The organism is Bacteroidetes Order II. bacterium, from assembly GCA_016788705.1.
In the GTDB taxonomy this organism is placed as follows: domain Bacteria; phylum Bacteroidota; class Rhodothermia; order Rhodothermales; family UBA2364; genus UBA2364.
The window spans coordinates 22,944-39,463 of sequence record JAEUSQ010000057.1; the positions used below are offsets into that span (position 1 = coordinate 22,944).

13 protein-coding genes are annotated in these 16,520 nt (G+C 48.6%); 2 read left to right on the forward strand and 11 right to left on the reverse strand.

Annotation, left to right across the window (positions count from 1 at the left end):
* Window positions 1-92: 92 nt before the first annotated feature.
* The 10 genes from rpsI to JNN12_14750 all read right to left on the reverse strand — a co-directional run bounded on the left by rpsI (window position 93) and on the right by JNN12_14750 (window position 11,553).
* A complete protein-coding gene (rpsI, locus tag JNN12_14705; protein ID MBL7979586.1) occupies window positions 93-488 on the reverse strand; it encodes a 30S ribosomal protein S9 in 396 nt (131 codons plus the stop codon).
* Between the two features lie 19 nt (window positions 489-507).
* Window positions 508-951 (reverse strand): 50S ribosomal protein L13, encoded by a 444-nt coding sequence (rplM, locus tag JNN12_14710; GenBank protein MBL7979587.1) that lies wholly within the window; start codon window positions 949-951, stop codon window positions 508-510.
* A gap of 171 nt (window positions 952-1,122) precedes the next feature.
* Complete coding sequence (gene purL / locus JNN12_14715; GenBank protein MBL7979588.1) at window positions 1,123-3,405, reverse strand: phosphoribosylformylglycinamidine synthase subunit PurL; 2,283 nt, start codon at window positions 3,403-3,405, stop codon at window positions 1,123-1,125.
* A gap of 98 nt (window positions 3,406-3,503) precedes the next feature.
* Entirely contained in the window at window positions 3,504-3,839 is a 336-nt protein-coding gene (locus JNN12_14720; GenBank protein ID MBL7979589.1) for a cell division protein ZapA, read from the reverse strand.
* Complete coding sequence (locus tag JNN12_14725; protein ID MBL7979590.1) at window positions 3,836-4,270, reverse strand: hypothetical protein; 435 nt, start codon at window positions 4,268-4,270, stop codon at window positions 3,836-3,838. The genes JNN12_14720 and JNN12_14725 overlap by 4 nt, the downstream gene beginning before the upstream one ends.
* A 92-nt stretch (window positions 4,271-4,362) precedes the next feature.
* The gene (locus JNN12_14730; GenBank protein MBL7979591.1) at window positions 4,363-6,855 is read right to left on the reverse strand and encodes a phenylalanine--tRNA ligase subunit beta; all 2,493 of its coding nucleotides are present in this window, start codon (window positions 6,853-6,855) and stop codon (window positions 4,363-4,365) included.
* A gap of 55 nt (window positions 6,856-6,910) precedes the next feature.
* Window positions 6,911-7,918 carry a phenylalanine--tRNA ligase subunit alpha gene (pheS, locus tag JNN12_14735; GenBank protein ID MBL7979592.1) on the reverse strand — a complete coding sequence of 336 codons (1,008 nt, stop codon included), beginning with the start codon at window positions 7,916-7,918 and terminating at the stop codon, window positions 6,911-6,913.
* A gap of 244 nt (window positions 7,919-8,162) precedes the next feature.
* Window positions 8,163-10,376 (reverse strand): hydantoinase/oxoprolinase family protein, encoded by a 2,214-nt coding sequence (locus JNN12_14740; GenBank protein ID MBL7979593.1) that lies wholly within the window; start codon window positions 10,374-10,376, stop codon window positions 8,163-8,165.
* 16 nt (window positions 10,377-10,392) lie between these two features.
* Window positions 10,393-11,061 carry a hypothetical protein gene (locus JNN12_14745; GenBank protein MBL7979594.1) on the reverse strand — a complete coding sequence of 223 codons (669 nt, stop codon included), beginning with the start codon at window positions 11,059-11,061 and terminating at the stop codon, window positions 10,393-10,395.
* A gap of 21 nt (window positions 11,062-11,082) precedes the next feature.
* On the reverse strand, window positions 11,083-11,553 hold the full coding sequence (locus JNN12_14750) for a putative metal-dependent hydrolase (GenBank protein ID MBL7979595.1): 471 nt from the start codon (window positions 11,551-11,553) through the stop codon (window positions 11,083-11,085).
* Between the two features lie 199 nt (window positions 11,554-11,752).
* Between JNN12_14750 and JNN12_14755 the strand changes: the two genes are divergently transcribed.
* Window positions 11,753-13,534: an AAA family ATPase gene (locus JNN12_14755; GenBank protein ID MBL7979596.1), complete on the forward strand. Its 1,782-nt coding sequence runs from the start codon at window positions 11,753-11,755 to the stop codon at window positions 13,532-13,534.
* Between the two features lie 75 nt (window positions 13,535-13,609).
* Here the strand turns inward: JNN12_14755 and JNN12_14760 are convergent, their stop codons facing one another.
* Window positions 13,610-13,837 carry a hypothetical protein gene (locus JNN12_14760; protein ID MBL7979597.1) on the reverse strand — a complete coding sequence of 76 codons (228 nt, stop codon included), beginning with the start codon at window positions 13,835-13,837 and terminating at the stop codon, window positions 13,610-13,612.
* Window positions 13,838-14,167: 330 nt separating this feature from the next.
* Here JNN12_14760 and JNN12_14765 point away from each other — a divergent pair, with 330 nt between their 5' ends.
* Entirely contained in the window at window positions 14,168-16,516 is a 2,349-nt protein-coding gene (locus JNN12_14765; GenBank protein MBL7979598.1) for a glycoside hydrolase family 127 protein, read from the forward strand.
* Window positions 16,517-16,520: the final 4 nt, after the last annotated feature.

Sequence of the window (16,520 nt, forward strand, 5' to 3'; positions counted from 1 at the left end):
CAGAAGTATGTGGTTTATTTACGTTAAAGCACGACAACAGCGGTAAGGGAAACCCATACCGCCGTGCCTCTATATTTACAACCAAGCCGATATTAGCGCTTGGAGAACTGGAATCTTTTACGGGCTTTGGGCTTACCATACTTCTTCCGCTCAACCGCACGCGGGTCGCGGGTTAGAAATCCCGCATCACGCAATGGTTTCTTTAAGTCTTCGTTAAACTTCACCAATGCACGGGAAATACCCAGACGAATGGCTTCGGATTGGCCTTTGGTGCCACCGCCTTTGGTATTGACCACCACATCAAATTGGCCTTCTAAGGCGGCTACTTTGAGCGGCATTTGCACCACCATTTGGTTGATGCGAACAGGGAAATAGTTTTGGAGATCGCGTTTATTGATCGTCATGTTACCTGTTCCCGGACGGAGGTACACACGAGCGACCGAGGTTTTGCGACGACCAACAGCAATATATTGCACAGGGCTTGCCATACGTTTGATTATCTATGTATTACAACGTGATTACTTCGGGTTGTTGCGCTTGATGTTCGTGCTCCGGCCCGATGACCACTTTGAGCTTACCGAACATTTTACGGCCGAGGCTATTCTTGGGTAACATTCCTTTAACGGCATGTTCCAAAATTTGCTGTGGCTTCTTGACTCGTGCTTCGGCGGGCGTGCGATGCCGCAACCCACCGGGATAACCAGTATAACGCAGGTATTGTTTTACGTTTTCTTTCTTGCCCGTAAAACGAACTTTGTCTGCGTTGATGACGATTACGAAATCGCCGGTATCTACGTGGGGCGTGTAGGAGGGCTTGTGCTTTCCGCGCAGGATGGCGGCAATTTTTGAAGCAACACGGCCCACAACCTGATTCTCGGCATCTACAACGTACCACTTGCGCTGTACATTTTCCGTTTTTTCCGAGAACGTCTTGAAGCTATTGGCGTCCATGACTTTTGTAAACAGTTGAGACGAGCTTTCAACTCGTGCGTTCTATAAAACAGTATATCTTATTTCCTTAAATAGCTTCATAAGCTAAGGACTTTATTTATACAATCCCACAAACGTCCACATTCTTTACGTATTCTTTTATTTTATAGCCTGTTCAAAGATCTTTTTTCTTTAAACAGCCGTCGCTTCCATCAAATGAGGCAACGCATTCTCATATGCATGTCGTAGTTCATCGGAATAAAGATCGAACATTTCCGCACCATTCACCAATAGACGGAACGAATTCCCGGTTACAGTCCCGATTCGGGTGGCCTGTGCACCGCTGGTTTTTGCGGTTTTTCGAATCTCTTGCACATATTTGGCAGGAACAGCAACCACCACGCGGCTTTGTGCTTCACCAAAAAGCAAGGCGTCCAGACGGATATGATCGGTGTTTTCGAGCTGAATATCGGCGCCATAATGCTCAGAAAAAATGACCATCTCTGCCACACATACGGCCAATCCGCCATCCGAGACATCATGTGCGCTATGCACCAATCCCTTATGAATCATTTGTAACACCGCATCTTGGACTGCTTTTTCCTCTTTTAGCTCAAAATGAGGTGCATCCCCCAGGGTTTTTTGGTGCACCCAAGCCAAATACTCCGAACCATCAATATTATCGCGGTGTATCCAATGTGCAGGCGACACCAACATTAGCACGTCTCCAGCATGTTTGAGGGTTGGGGTTGTGGTTTGGGTATGTACGTCTTCAATCAGCCCCAGCATCCCTATTGTGGGGGTTGGAAAAACGGCACTATCCGGATTTTCGTTATAAAAGGAGACATTCCCCCCTGTAACGGGAGTATTTAAAGCCCGGCAAGCATCGCCCATTCCACCGACGGACTCCTTAAAAACCCAATAGACTTCTGGCTTATAGGGATTGCCATAATTCAGACAATTTGTAATGGCAAGCGGTTTTCCACCAGTACACACCACATTTCGGGCGGCTTCAGCGACAGCCATTTGGCCACCTTTTCGGGGATTGAGATATACATAACGGCCATTACAATCGGTTTTGAGAACCAAGGCTTTTTTTGTTCCTTTTATGCGAACCACTGCGGCATCGCTTGGCCCCGGGCCAACAACCGTATTGGTCCGTACTTGGTGGTCATATTGTTGCCAAACCCATCGCTTGGAGGCGATATTGGGCGCGGAGAGCATGTTCAGTAACAGTGATTCACTTTCATCCGATTGAATATCTGGGAGGTCTTGGCTGTTAAAAGCCAAGGTTTGCGCCAAATAAGCTGGTTTTTGGGTTTCGCGGTCGTATTGTGGCGCTCCTCCGCCGAGCGAAAGATGGTCTGGCGGGACATCGGCCACCAATTCTCCCTGCCAATAGATTTTCACACGCGGATCGTCGGTGACTTGTCCGATATGGGCCACATGGAGGTCCCACTTTTGGAAGAGGGCTTCCACCTCGGCCTCTCTTCCTTGTTGTACGACCAGGAGCATACGTTCTTGGCTTTCCGAAAGCATAATTTCGTAAGGGGTCATACCTGACTCTCGAACAGGAACTTTTTCTAAATGCAAAGTCATACCGGATGCCCCTTTGGCGCTCATTTCGCAACTTGAACACGTGATTCCAGCTGCCCCCATGTCTTGAATTCCCACCAATGCACCACTTTTGATGGCCTCTAAGGTGGCTTCAAGCAATAACTTCTCGGTGAACGGATCGCCTACTTGCACACTGGGCCGTTTGGCTTCGCTGGCTTCACTGATTTCTTCTGAGGCAAAGGTTGCACCATGTATGCCATCTCTTCCGGTAGATGCCCCGACAATATAGACTGGATTTCCTTCTCCTTTGGCAATTGCAGAGGCCGTTTCTCCTACTTTTACCACGCCTACACTCATCGCATTGACCAAAGGGTTGCCTTCGTAGGCTGGATCAAAATATATTTCACCTGCAACCGTAGGTACACCAAAGGCATTGCCATAGCCCGCAATACCGCGCACCACACCATTTAGTAACCAACGAACTTTGGCCTTACGGGGGTCTCCAAAGCGAAGTGAATTAAGCGACGCAAGAGGGCGTGCGCCCATTGTAAAAATATCGCGTTGAATCCCGCCTACCCCTGTTGCAGCCCCTTGATACGGCTCCACCGCAGAAGGGTGGTTATGCGACTCAATTTTGAAAGCCACCGCAAGCCCATCGCCCACATCTACCAATCCAGCATTTTCCTCACCCGCACCCACCAGCAAGGCTTCTCCGTTGCGGGGAAGGGTTTTCAGCACTTTAATGGAGTTTTTATACGAACAATGCTCGCTCCACATGACGGAATAAATGCCCAGTTCCACAATGGTGGGAATACGGCCCAATTTTTCCAAAATCCAGCCATATTCGGCTTCGGTAAGGCCATGATCGAGGGCCATTTGAAGGTCAACAGTTTGCATGACGAATGGGGGAATTAACATAGAACCGTGTCAAAATACGCTCCAGTTCATCCACTGCTTGCGAAGTGTGGTTGGATTTTGCATACGAAGGGTTTATTCATGAACGGGCTTACACCTAATTATTCTGTACGACGTTTAGAGCGACGTGTTGGCGGCGTTTTGACGGCCTCCATTGGTATGGATGCGATAGGCTCTTGTGCGGGCAAGGTTTGGGGCTTCAAATCCGTTTGGCTCAGTGCAAGTTGTACATGGTACAGTTCCTCGGCCAATGCAATACAGGCGAGGGTCATCGTTGTCAGATCGGTTTCGGTTGGCAAATTTGCACGTACTTGGGCTAAACGGTCATTGACCATTCCGACAATTTCGTGCATGATCCGTTCGTGATCGTGTTGTACACGAAGAGCGATATCCCGTCCGAGGACTTTAAACACAACCTTCCGTTCGCGCTGATTCATGAGCCATTCACGTCAGGAGGAGGTGGGATTTCGGACTCGGAGGCCACATAAGCATCCAATGCCCCTACAAAAAGTTCGATTCTATCTTTTACGAAAGAAGATTCTTCTTCCAAAAGAGCTGGTAGCGAGAGACGGCTTTGGGGTATTTCATTTCCCAAAGTTCGGATTCGTTCAGACAATGTGACGTTTTCTGCACGCAGTTTTTCCATTTCCAGAACGGCCAATTGCAGATTGATCCGCAGTTGTTCGAGGCTTGCTGTACTTTGCAGAACCGCAGGTGCAGTCGAGGAAGGCAATAACGTCGGTTTTTGCGTGGGGGATGAGGCCTCTGGATTTTCGGAAACAGCAATCGTGCGTTCCTTGTCTCGGTCTCGGTTACGGTTGCGGTCGTTAGGCCGATGGCGATGATGATGTGGTCGGTTCTGGGCCATTGAATAATTGGCTGATGAAAGAAATTTGACAATAAAAACAATAATATAAGCCTTCGTTTAGGGATTAACCAAGCTCACTATCTTTCATGGGTTTAGGTACGCAGAACCGCCTGATGACGATCTGCCAGTTGTTTAACAATACGAGCAACCAGGGTTTCCACTTCTTTATCCACCAACGTCCGGTCGGGAGCACCAAGACGCAGGGAAAATGCGATGCTTTTGGTATCTGGTGCAATTTTATCGCCCTCATAGAGGTCAAACACACGGACTTCTTGAAGGAGCTTTCCACCCGTTCGGCGGATGGTTTCGAGTAATGCGCCGGCTGCTTCGTTTTTGGAGACCGTAACGGCCAAATCGCGCTCCACAATCGGGTAGCGGCTAATTTCCTGATATGCGCGTCTGTTTTTTATCCCAATTAATTTGGATAAGGCTGTCCAATTCAAGGAGGCGAAAAAGACTTCTTGCTTAACATCGAAATGTTTGGCCGTTTCATCGGCAAGGCGAGCCACAACCCCCAGTACTTGATGCCCGGATTGGATTTTTATTTGGTATGATGTTAGTGCAGAGGGTTCATTTTCCGGAACAAACTGAACCTGCTGTACTAAGCCATAACGCCGGATGAGCGACTCGGCAACACCTTTAACGTCAAAAATGGTCACTTTTTCTTCACGCACATTCCATCCGGCTGCATTCACTGTGCCCGTCATAATAAATAAAGCCTCTTCATATTCATCGTAGCCTTTTACGGGTACACGTGGGCTTTCTGAACGACGATATACGGCACTAACCTCCATCAGGCGAAGGCTTTTGCGCCCGTGATTTAGGTTATGCACCACTACAGGAAGTGCAGAGAGCAGCAAGTTAGGCCGGAGGGCGCCCATCTCGCTCGAAATAGGATTTAGGGTTTCCACGATCCCCGTTTCCTCGGCAAAAAACTGGGCCCATTCCGCTTTCACCATGCTATTGGTGTACATTTCCCGGAAACCCATGCCCATACCAAACTGGAGCAACGAACGCCGCAAGTCGTCGGTTGGATTGGCGGCTGGCGGCTGGTTTGGCGTGGCCGAGTGTGTAGGCAAGGGAATGTTGTCGTAGCCATAGAGCCGTGCAATTTCTTCGATGATGTCTATTTCCCGCCCTACGTCTGGACGGAAAGTGGGCACAGAACATGCAAACCCTTCAGGTAATACCGAGACTTTAAACCCGATGGCCGTTAACAGGCGGCTCATTTCTTCATCTGGAATATCGGCACCAATAACTGCCCGCGCCCGCGTTGGACGCAGGGTGAGTACCAAAGGAATGTCCGGAATGGGGTTTGCATCCACCATACCGGGAACCACTTGTCCACCAGAGAGTTCGGCGATGAGTGCCGCCGCCCTTGCCGCCGCCCACACTTGTCCGTTGGGATCTACGCCCCGCTCAAAACGATAAGACGCATCCGTAGAAAGGCGTCCTTCTTCTTTCCCCGCTTCACGAATATTCTTCGCTGCTTTGCGTATCGCTGTTGGATCGAACCAAGCCGATTCCAACAAGACATTTACTGTAGCGTCTGTTACTTCCGAGTTTTCGCCGCCCATAATCCCCCCTATCGCAACCTCGCGCACGCCATCGCATATCATTATTGTGCCCTTGGGCAAGATGCGTGGCTTGCTGTCTAAGGTGGTAAAAGGCAACTCACCTTCGGATTGGCGCACCACAATTTTATGTCCCGCAATTTGATCAAAATCGAAGGCGTGTAGCGGTTGCCCACATTCATACATCACATAGTTGGTTATATCCACTATATTGTTCCGTGGACGGAGCCCGATGGCTTCGAGGCGTTGCTGCACCCACTTGGGTGAGGGACCAACCTTTACCCCCTCAATCAACATACCCACATACCGATGACAGACATCGGGGCATTCGATCTCTACCGTGAATTTATGGGCCGCTTCACCGCCATGTTCTGGCAGATCCACAGCAGGCAGTTGTACTGGGATACCCGTCACAGCACTAAGATCACGGGCAATCCCCAGATAGCTGATGGCATCCGGACGATTCGGAGTGATGTTCACATCCGTCACCGTGTCGCTCTCGGAAGTACCTTGCTGGTCTAGGTAGGTTGCAAAGGTTTGGCCTGTCACCGCCGTTTGTGTCAAGACCATGATCCCACTATGGTCATCCGAGAGTCCCAGTTCCATCTCCGAACAAATCATGCCATTAGATTCTTCGCCCCGGATTTTCCCTTTTTTGATGGTTAACTCGGCTTTTGGCGCATCGGGATTGTGCTTATCGGTCGGCAGCATCAATTTTGTTCCGATCGTTGCCACCACCACTTTTTGTCCGGCAGCCACATTGGGCGCACCACAAACAATTTTAACCCCCTTTCCGCTGCCGTCCAAGTCCACATGACACACCGAGAGTTTATCGGCATTGGGGTGTTGTTCGCGGGTCAGGACATAACCCACTATTAGTCCGGGAAACGTATTACCCACCGTCCATGATTCTTCTTCTTCCAGCCCCAGCATGGTGAGGGTATCGGCTACTTCCTTCGGCGTAAGATCATGCAAAATGTAATCCTTAAGCCAATTATGCGAGATGTTCATGTTCTATAATAACGTAATTATTTTTTAAAAAATCCGAAAGACCATAATAAGGTACTTAGAATTGTTCTAAGAACCGCAAGTCATTTTCGTACAACACGCGGATGTCGGTAATACCATGCCGCAACATTGCGATGCGCTCCACCCCCATGCCAAAGGCATAACCTGTGTATTTTTCGGAATCTATCCCGCAGTTTTCTAAGACGTTCGGATCCACCATGCCACACCCCAGAATTTCCAACCAACGTCCAGAGCCATCTTCGTTCTGCCACCAAATGTCCACCTCGGCACTTGGCTCGGTAAAAGGGAAGAAACTGGGACGAAACCGCATTTTCACTCCCGCGCCAAAGGCTGCTTCGGCAAACATCCGGAGGACTTGTTTCAGGTCTGCAAAGGTCACCTGTTGATCCACATAAAGCCCCTCTACTTGATGAAAAAGGCAATACGATTTATAGGTAATGGTCTCGTTCCGATACACACGCCCCGGAGCGATGATGCGGATGGGCGGATGGGTGCTCTGCATGGTACGCACTTGTACTGGCGAAGTATGGGTACGCAGTACTACGCCACCATTTTCATTATTGGGCGACTCCACGAAGAACGTATCCTGCATATCGCGGGCGGGATGATCGGGCGGAAAGTTAAGCGCGGAAAAATTGTACCAGTCTTCCTCGATCTCTGGCCCCTCGGCTACCCCAAATCCAAAGCTGAGAAAAATCCGCTTAATCTCTTCCATTGTTTGGCGAATGGGATGTAGCCCTCCAACGGGTTGCATCCGCCCTGGTAGTGTAAGGTCTATAGTCTGGGCCACCGCCTGTTTCTGTGCAGCCTCCACAAGCGCCTGCGCCGCTGCAAGACGGGCCTCCACTTGTTGTTTTAAGGTATTGACAGCAGCTCCATAGGTCTTGCGTTCCTCCGGGGCAATCTTCCCGATCTGGCCAAACAAATCGGTGAGAAGGCCATTTTTACGGCCTAGGTACTTAATACGAAAGGCTTCTACCGAGGCAGCATCGTGCAGGTCTTCTGCCTGAATTTGCGACTCCAGCGCGGCTAAGGAAGAAATCATAACAACGGTTTTGGTATCAAGTTTTGTAATCCGTTAAATTATATCGTACCTGACCAAGCCGATAAAGGATTCTTGGCGAAAGCGGCAATAAAATAACCGGATTTGTGTATTGTTTTTTGGAAAAACGTTTTCATTTCCTTTGCCAAAGATAGACCACCTTTCGCGTAAGGGACTCCAAGACGCTTAAATGAGGACGACGATGAAAACGGGACTGGCCCATTTCAACATGAATTGCTAATACGCCTCAACAGCGGGCAATCACCGCCACATTCCGGGCATTGATAGAAAGTTGCCAGCCCGGTTCCAGTACCACGGTTGCATTTTGACTTGCCAGAAGCGCCGGGCCATTGAATGTTGCACCGGAACTTAGGTCTTCCCACTGGTAAACCTTAGCAGCAAACCACGTCTTTTGTACCAAAAAGAAGGTACTTCGGAGGGCAGGCGGAACATAGGGGGGTGTTGTCTCTGTCAAGGTTTCGGGTGGAACGCGGTTACGACCCCTCGTTTGTACGGAAACACACTCAATGGCACGACCAGCAATCCAATGGCCATACATACGTTCATAAGCACGCTTGAATACACGGATTAATTCACGCCGATTTTCCTGCATGGGCACCTCGATCCAAGTTTCTTGGCCGGAAAGCCGAAGTTGCACGGTTTGTGCAACGATTTCTTGTGCGGCTTCGGGAATACCCTCTTCGGATAATTGTGCCCGAACCTGTGTTCCCAATTGCCGGAAGTATTGGCGTAGGCGTGGGATGGAAGGCAGTTTCGTAAGTACTTCTTGGTGCGCAAACCGTTCGATGGCCGCATGTCCAATACCATAAGCACTGAGTAACCCTGCTTGATAGGGGATAAGAATTTTTTGGATCCCCAGTGTATCGGCCAATGCACATACATGCTGTCCACCCGCTCCTCCAAAGCCGAGAAGGCTATATCTTGCCGGGTTTACCCCTTTTGACAACGAAATTTTACGGATGGCATCAGCCATTTTTTCGTTTGCAATCTGGATAAAACCCGCAAGTACGGCTGTTTCCGAAAAGTTTTTCCCGGTGTTTTCATGGATACGCTGCCGGATTTCCGCAAGGCGGTTCTTTGCGGTTACCGTTTCAATGGGCAGACCAAAGGAGGGTACATCTAATCGCCCTGAAAGAAGGTTTACATCCGTTATCGTTAATGGACCACCCGCTCCATAACAGGCCGGGCCTGGGTATGCCCCGGCACTTTCTGGCCCCACCGTCAGCCTGAACCCATCAAACCCACAGACGGACCCACCTCCCGCAGCCACAGTTTCGATGGCGAGTGAAGGAGAAAGTAATCGTACCTCTCCAATTTGGGTTTCCATCCGATAATCAAACCCATTGTCGTAGCGCGAAACATCGGTACTGGTGCCCCCCATGTCGAAGGTGAGGATGCGGTTTTCGCCGCAAAGCCGAGCAATACGGGCAGAACCGATGACCCCGCCGGCTGGCCCAGAAAGGAGGCTATCTTTTGCAGCAAATAAATCCGATCGGACCAAATGTCCGGCACTGGTCATCACCCTAAAGTTGGGTATAATATCACAAGAAAGTTTACTCGAAATTCCTGATAAATACGTCTGTATGATAGGATCTAAATAGGCATTTATGAGTGTAGTTTCGGTTCTAAACAATAGTTTTATGTGGGGCGCAAGGGCTGATGAGACCGATACAAAGCGGAAGCCTGCTTCCCGAAAAGCTGCTTCTAAAAGCTGTTCGTGTATGGGGTTTTGGTAGCTATGAAGTAGGGCAATAGCGATAGAATCAAAGTTGCCTTGCTGGACCGCTTTTACCAATGTCTGAACAGTTTGTTCAGACAGATTCTTCAAAACACTTCCATCCGCTGCAAGCCTTTCTGGCACCTCGAATACGCCCTCGTACAGTGGTAGTGGTTTACGGATTTCGAGTGCAAACAGTTCAGGCCGGGCTTGTGTTCCGATGAGCGGTAAATCCCGAAATCCCTGTGTAATGAGCAACGCTACCCGTGCGCCCTTTCGTTCCAAGAGCGCATTTGTGCCCCGTGTAGAGCCTAATTTTAGTGTAATGGGCGGAAAGGCTGTGCCTAATGACGTTTGTGTGACCAAGCGTGCAGCTAAGATCGGAGGTTCCTCGAACGCGGTTAGTTCAAAGGTACCCAAGTCTAAGGCTGGAGAAGGGCTTTGTAGGACAATTCGCCGGGCCGAAACATCCACCGTTTCCACGAAAAGGGGAGGACTATCAGGCAAAATCCGAAAAGCATAACCGTCAAAAATGGATACTTGGATGGGCCACTGGGCCTCGAAGTACAGCGTTCTCCTGTCTTCCCAGCGGTTAATGCGTCCACGCAATGCCCCATTACTCAGGATTTTGAACGAACGGACCTTTCCGTTTGGCAGCCGTGCCAGACAGTCTGTAAATGTTCCACCCGTATCCATCCAAAGTTCATAGGGTAATGCTTCCATATCATTTTCTCTTTTGTCATCGCACACTGCGCACCAAAAAATCCGGTTGCCCACAAGATCGTTTGGAAACCCGTAATACCTCATCCGAACACCCTGTGGGGAAGCCATTTTTATTAAAACAAACCCGGAGTTCTTGAAAAAACCTTCCACCACCGGAACAAATCGGGGCCAGACCATCTGCTTTAAGGGTGGTATTTTCTCGTACAAAGGCTTGTTTCAGGGCATCGGTGGTGGTCCTAAATGGCTGGGAAGGCCGTTGATAAGCCGCCGGAATCCGGAGGCCGTCTTTAAGTTTTTTGGAAAGATTCAGGTATCCCTGTTGCGAAAGGCCAGAGCAAGTCCCGTGCTTTTTCCATTCGTGGCGTGCCAGTTTTTCGCTCGGAAAGAGGTCGGGAAACAGGGCTAATGTACGGTCTTTTAATGCTTCTTGGGTACAATTTTGCGGCCATCCTTTGGTGTTTTGCGGCCAAAGACCATGCAGGACAAACCCTAATTGTTTACCAATACCGCATTGCTGCGGGTCATTCTGTCCTTTCTCGGCGCAATAAGTGGGCGACCAAGAAAGGGCAAGGAGGTAATAATCAAACTGACCGGGTTTACTTTTCTGGGCCAGAATTTCAGTAGCAAAAAACATATAAAGGCACCCAAAGGCCAGTGTAATCGCTAAAAATCGGTAATGGTTCATACTTCAAAAAGGCTGAGTTTATTAAATCCAGTTCATGCGTTGGCGGAGTCCTGTAATTTGCGCGACATGGATTTCTCCATGCGCGACATAGGAATCCAAGAGTTCTTCTAGAAATGAGGGGCCATTGTCCGGATGAAAAACAGGGCGTTTCCAATCTGCCTCGGTTACGGCTGTCAGGGCGTCTGCCCATCGGGCATGTAAGGCGCGAAGGATGGCCAACGAGTGGTCTATTGGAGCTGTTCGACCGTCCGGAAGTTCAGCCCATGCATTTTGGTTATAAGGACGAATGGTTGGGTTTTCCTCGGTAAGGGTCAGCTTGCAGCGGATATAAGCATTCATGTGCGAATCCGCCAAATGGTGTACTACCTGCCGGATAGTCCAGCCCAGTGGCCGATAGGGCGTATCAAGTTGTGCGTCTTCAAGGCCATAAAGTGCGTTTTCTAACAGATGGGGGAGTACCCGAAGCCGATTAATTTTTTCAGAATGTAGCATTTATTTAAAAGATACTGGAGCGTAAGAAAACCCCAATTTACGAGAACCAGATTTGATAATAGCCCGTTCGTGTAGTAGTTTGCAAGTGCTGGATACAACAGACGCCTAAAAAAGTAGGAACAAATGAAACCGTCTATCGGTCATCCCGTCCAAGCATTCTGTTTTATTGACTTATCAAACCCTTAACGACCAAGAAATCATGGCAAAAAAAAGCGCTCCAACGGGCTTTGCAGCAGTGGAACAATACATCGCCTATTACCCCGAATGGGCAAAGGAATTGGCCCGAAAGTATTTTACCAAAACCCTGAATCAATTTATTCTCTATGGGAATGTCCGGAACTTGGTTCCATCATTGGATGATAACGACAATCCTACCTATATATCGTTACGGGAATTTTTAATTCAGGATCTTTTTGCAGGACGTGATATCATCCTGTTTTATGACCGTTCTGCTGGAATTCAGTTTGGGAATGCAGAATCCCAGAAGGATTTTAACCGCGCATTATCTGGTTATGATACCATTTTTGGAACCGATTACGCGCAAAAAGTCCCAAAGGATCCGGTACGTGTTTTTGCTGTGTTAGAAAATTATTTCCGGCTTCGATTAGCAGATGGGAAAAGAGTGGCCGTCATTATGGATTATGCCGAGACGCTTATTCCAATGTCGGAAGCAGGTAGCCTTTCTACGGAAGACCGGAATGCCTTGGTCTTTTTGCAACGTTGGGCACACGATCCGCTCTTTCTAAACCGTGATTTTACCCTTTGTTTGGTTGCGGAAAGTCTGACTGCACTCAACCAACAGTTGGTACAAAGTCCTTATACAGCAGAAATAAAAATTCAGATTCCTGAAGAACCGCAGCGTCATACCTTTATTAAATGGTATATCGGAAAAAGAACTGCGGACTTCAAGAAACTATCGGAAGTAACCCCCGAAACCTTGGCACAAAATACGGCGGGCCTCAATTACATCCAACTCCGCACCATTTTGGCCGATGTCCTTGAAAACCAACATCCGCTCACCTTTGATTTTTTGATCAACCGGAAAAAAGAACTCATCGAAGCAGAAGCATTTGGCATGCTTGAGTTTGTCGAAACAGATTATAATTTAGACATGGTTGCCGGACACCGCGAGGTTAAAAAACATTTGCGCGAGGCAGCCATTGCCCTTAAAAGTGGTCGTCCGGATGTCATGCCGATGGGGTATTTGGTCAATGGACCAGTAGGCACAGGAAAAACCTTTATCATCACTTGTTTTGCCGGAGAAATTGGCGTGCCAATGGTGAAGCTGAAGAACTTCCGGTCACAATGGCAGGGCCAAACCGAAGCCAACTTAGAGCGGATTTTGGCACTCTTGCAAGCCATGACCCCTGTTGCCGTGATGATTGATGAAGCCGATGCTATGCTTGGCGACCGTAACAACCAAGGTGATTCTGGGGTTTCTAACCGTGTTTTTGGCCAAATTGCGAGTTTTATGAGCAACTCCAAGAACCGGGGAAAAATCCTCTGGTTCCTCCTAACCGCTCGTCCAGACCTAATGCCTATTGACTTAAAGCGGCAAGGCCGTGCCGAGGAACACTTGGCCCTGTTTTACCCCTCTACACGCGAAGATCGGGAAGAATTACTGACCGTAACCATGAAGAAGACCAAGACGGCCCTTTCGATGGAGGAAGTCCCCGAAACGTTCCTAAATGGAGACGCCACCTTTTCTGGCGCCGATATGGAGGCCATTTTTACGCGTGCAAAATTTCGCGCTGTTTCCCGTTCCGAGAAAGCAGCAGATGCCAAAATAACGAAAGAAATCCTGCAAGAAACGATTGATGATTTTATCCCTCCTACGTATCCAATGGAGGTGGAACTACAGAATTTGGCGGCGGTGATGGAATGTACCAGCAAACAATTATTACCCGAAAAATACCGAAGCATGAAGCGCGAAGAAATCCTGCAACGTATTGAGCAAATCAAGCGCTTAATGGGCATTTAAGCACAAGGGTCGCTAAAAACAAAGAGCGGATTTGGAGAAACAAACCCGCTCTTTTGCATTTAGCATTGGGACCAATTAACCTTCGGCTACATCGGCATTTTTACGCGGACGACCACGACGGCCTGTGCTCACTTTTTTGGCGCCAATCAACTTGTTATAGGCCTGGCGGCTAATCACCACAACACCTGCATCATCTACTAAAACGGCATCGTTTGAATTGACCACTTCTTTTACAATAAGATCAGTCTGGTTTTTGAGATCTTCAAGGGAGGCAATGCCTACAATTCCTTTAGTGCTAAGCATGTTTTTAAGAATTTATATGAGGTTAGAAAACTGGCTTATATTGACAGTGAATAAGCCAAAATCGAATAAGTGCGGAGAATATAAGCATATAGACTGATCATAAACAACCCAAATCCTGTTTTTTTTTCAATTATCTGATTTCTTTACGGATCATTAATAAATTTATGCGTTCTTTTTTCCAATCAAAAGTACAATAATTTTATTCAAGCCTAAATAAGGTTATTTATTGGAGATTAATATTGAGGGATCACCTTACACCGATCACATTTTGTGAGAGGGGTTGGTGATTCATGTGTCTTTGCATTAACTTCAATCAAACCCCAAGAAGTTATGTCCATAAAATCTTATTTCCTCCTGCTGTCGCTCTGTAGCCTATGTGCTTGTCAGCACGCGCCTGTTCCTGATGATTACCCCATTGTAGCTGTCCCATATCATCGGGTGGTTCTGGAAGATGAATTTTGGCGGCCCCGTTTAGAAACCAACCGTCGGATCACCATTCCACATAACTTTGACCAGATGGAAACACAAGGCACGTTGCACAATTTCCGGCTTGCTGCAAAGGCCGATACGGGCGTGCATAGGGGGATCTACCCGTTTTACGACTCCGATGCCTACAAAAACATTGAAGCAGCAGCCTACAGCCTAAAAACTCACCCAGATACGGCCCTTGTCAAACGTGTGGCAGGGCTTATCGGCCAGATAGACCGTGCGCAAGAAGAGGATGGGTATTTATACACCCCCCGCACCAATCGTGCAGCCCGACTCGAAGCCTGGGCGGGCCTCAGCAAATGGGAAAAATTAGAAGGCAGCCACGAGTTATATTGTGCTGGACACTTATACGAGGCGGGCATTGCCCATCAAGAGGCAACGGGAAGCGATCGGCTCATGCGGATTGCCCTAAAAAATGCAGATCTTGTTGCCCGCACGTTTGGGCCTGATCGTTTGCATATGCCCCCCGGACATCAGGAAGTGGAATTGGCCCTCGCAAAAATGTATCGCACCACCCAAGATGCACATTACCTGAAAACCGCCAAATTCTTTTTGGACGCCAGAGGCCAGTTGGGGGACCGGAATAAACTTTGGGATTTTTATGCACAGGACCACGCCCCCATCAAACAACAAACCGAAGCCGTGGGCCATGCTGTCCGATTTGTCTATATGAACATGGGCATCATGGATGTCGCTGCATTAACGGGCGATCGGGCATACGAAACCACCAGCCTACACTTATGGAACAATGTCACCAGTAAAAAAATGTACCTTACCGGAGGTATTGGGTCGGTGGGTTTTGGTGAAGGATTTACGGACAACTACGACCTACCCAATATGACAGCCTATTCCGAAACCTGTTCTTCAATTGGCAATGCCTTCTGGAATCATCGGCTGTTCCTGAAAACGGGCAATGCTCGATATGCCGATGTGATGGAGCGCATCCTCTACAATGCCTTTTTATCTGGCGTTGGTTTATCTGGAAATGTGTTTTTTTATGACAATCCATTGGCTTCTAAAGGCCAACACGCCCGTTCCAGATGGTTTATTTGTGCCTGTTGCCCCCCAAATGTGGCGCGGTTTCTCCCTCAAGTGCCCGGTTTGATGTATGGGATACGGGGTGAAGACCTTTATGTGAACCTGTTTGCGACCAGCACCGCAGATTTGGTTGTGAATAACCATGCTTTCCGCCTGAAACAAGAAACGCAATATCCTTGGAATGGCCGCATTCGCCTCACGGTACAATCCGGGTCAGGTCAGGCCACTTTCCGCCTCCGGATTCCCGGCTGGGTGGGAGATCGAGTATTGCCCAGCGACCTATATCGCTTTATGGAACCCCCAACAGCTACACCACACCTCAAAATCAATGGTCAAATACAACCTTTTACATCCGAGCATGGGTATGCTGTCATCCGTAGAATGTGGAAGCAAGATGATGTGCTGGAATGGTCTTTGCCTATGACGGTTCGGCGGGTGAGCGCACACGAAAAAGTAATTCAAAATAAGGACCGAATGGCATTACAACATGGCCCCATTGTTTTTGCTATCGAAGGAGCGGATTATCCGGACGGGCGGGTACACCATTTGTATGTACCAGATACCCACAAGCTGAAGTTTCAATACGATGCAAACCTATTCAAAGGTATTGGAACCTTGGTTGGACAAGCCCAGGCTGTTTATAAGGATGTTCACAACAACATCAAGGTCCGAAAAGTTAACTTTAAGGCAATTCCATACTTTGCTTGGTCTCACCGAGGCAGAACCGAGATGGCTGTCTGGATACCCCACTCTTCGGGACCTGCCACAGCGGTCTTCTCGCCTCCACTTCCTACACAAAGCCTCCTTAAAACCTCTGGTGGCGGAAATGCCGAAGTGTTACGGGATGGAAAAACCAACACCCCCTTTGTTTGGAACGCATCCGGTGGTAAATTATGGGTTCAATACGACTTTCCCGCTACAGAGGAGGTTTCGCAGGTGGAGGTATTTTGGGATACCCCGCCCAAATCATGGTCGGTTTTCGCGATGTATGAGGGACGCTGGCACCGAATCTGGAACCCCTCCGAGAGATGGGGCGTCCAGAAGGGATGGAACAAGGTGATCTTAGAAACCGCCCGAACCCAACAAATTCGCTTGGAAGTGGAACCTGATGGAACCCAACTTCCTGCCCTATCCGAATGGAAGGTGTACTAAACCA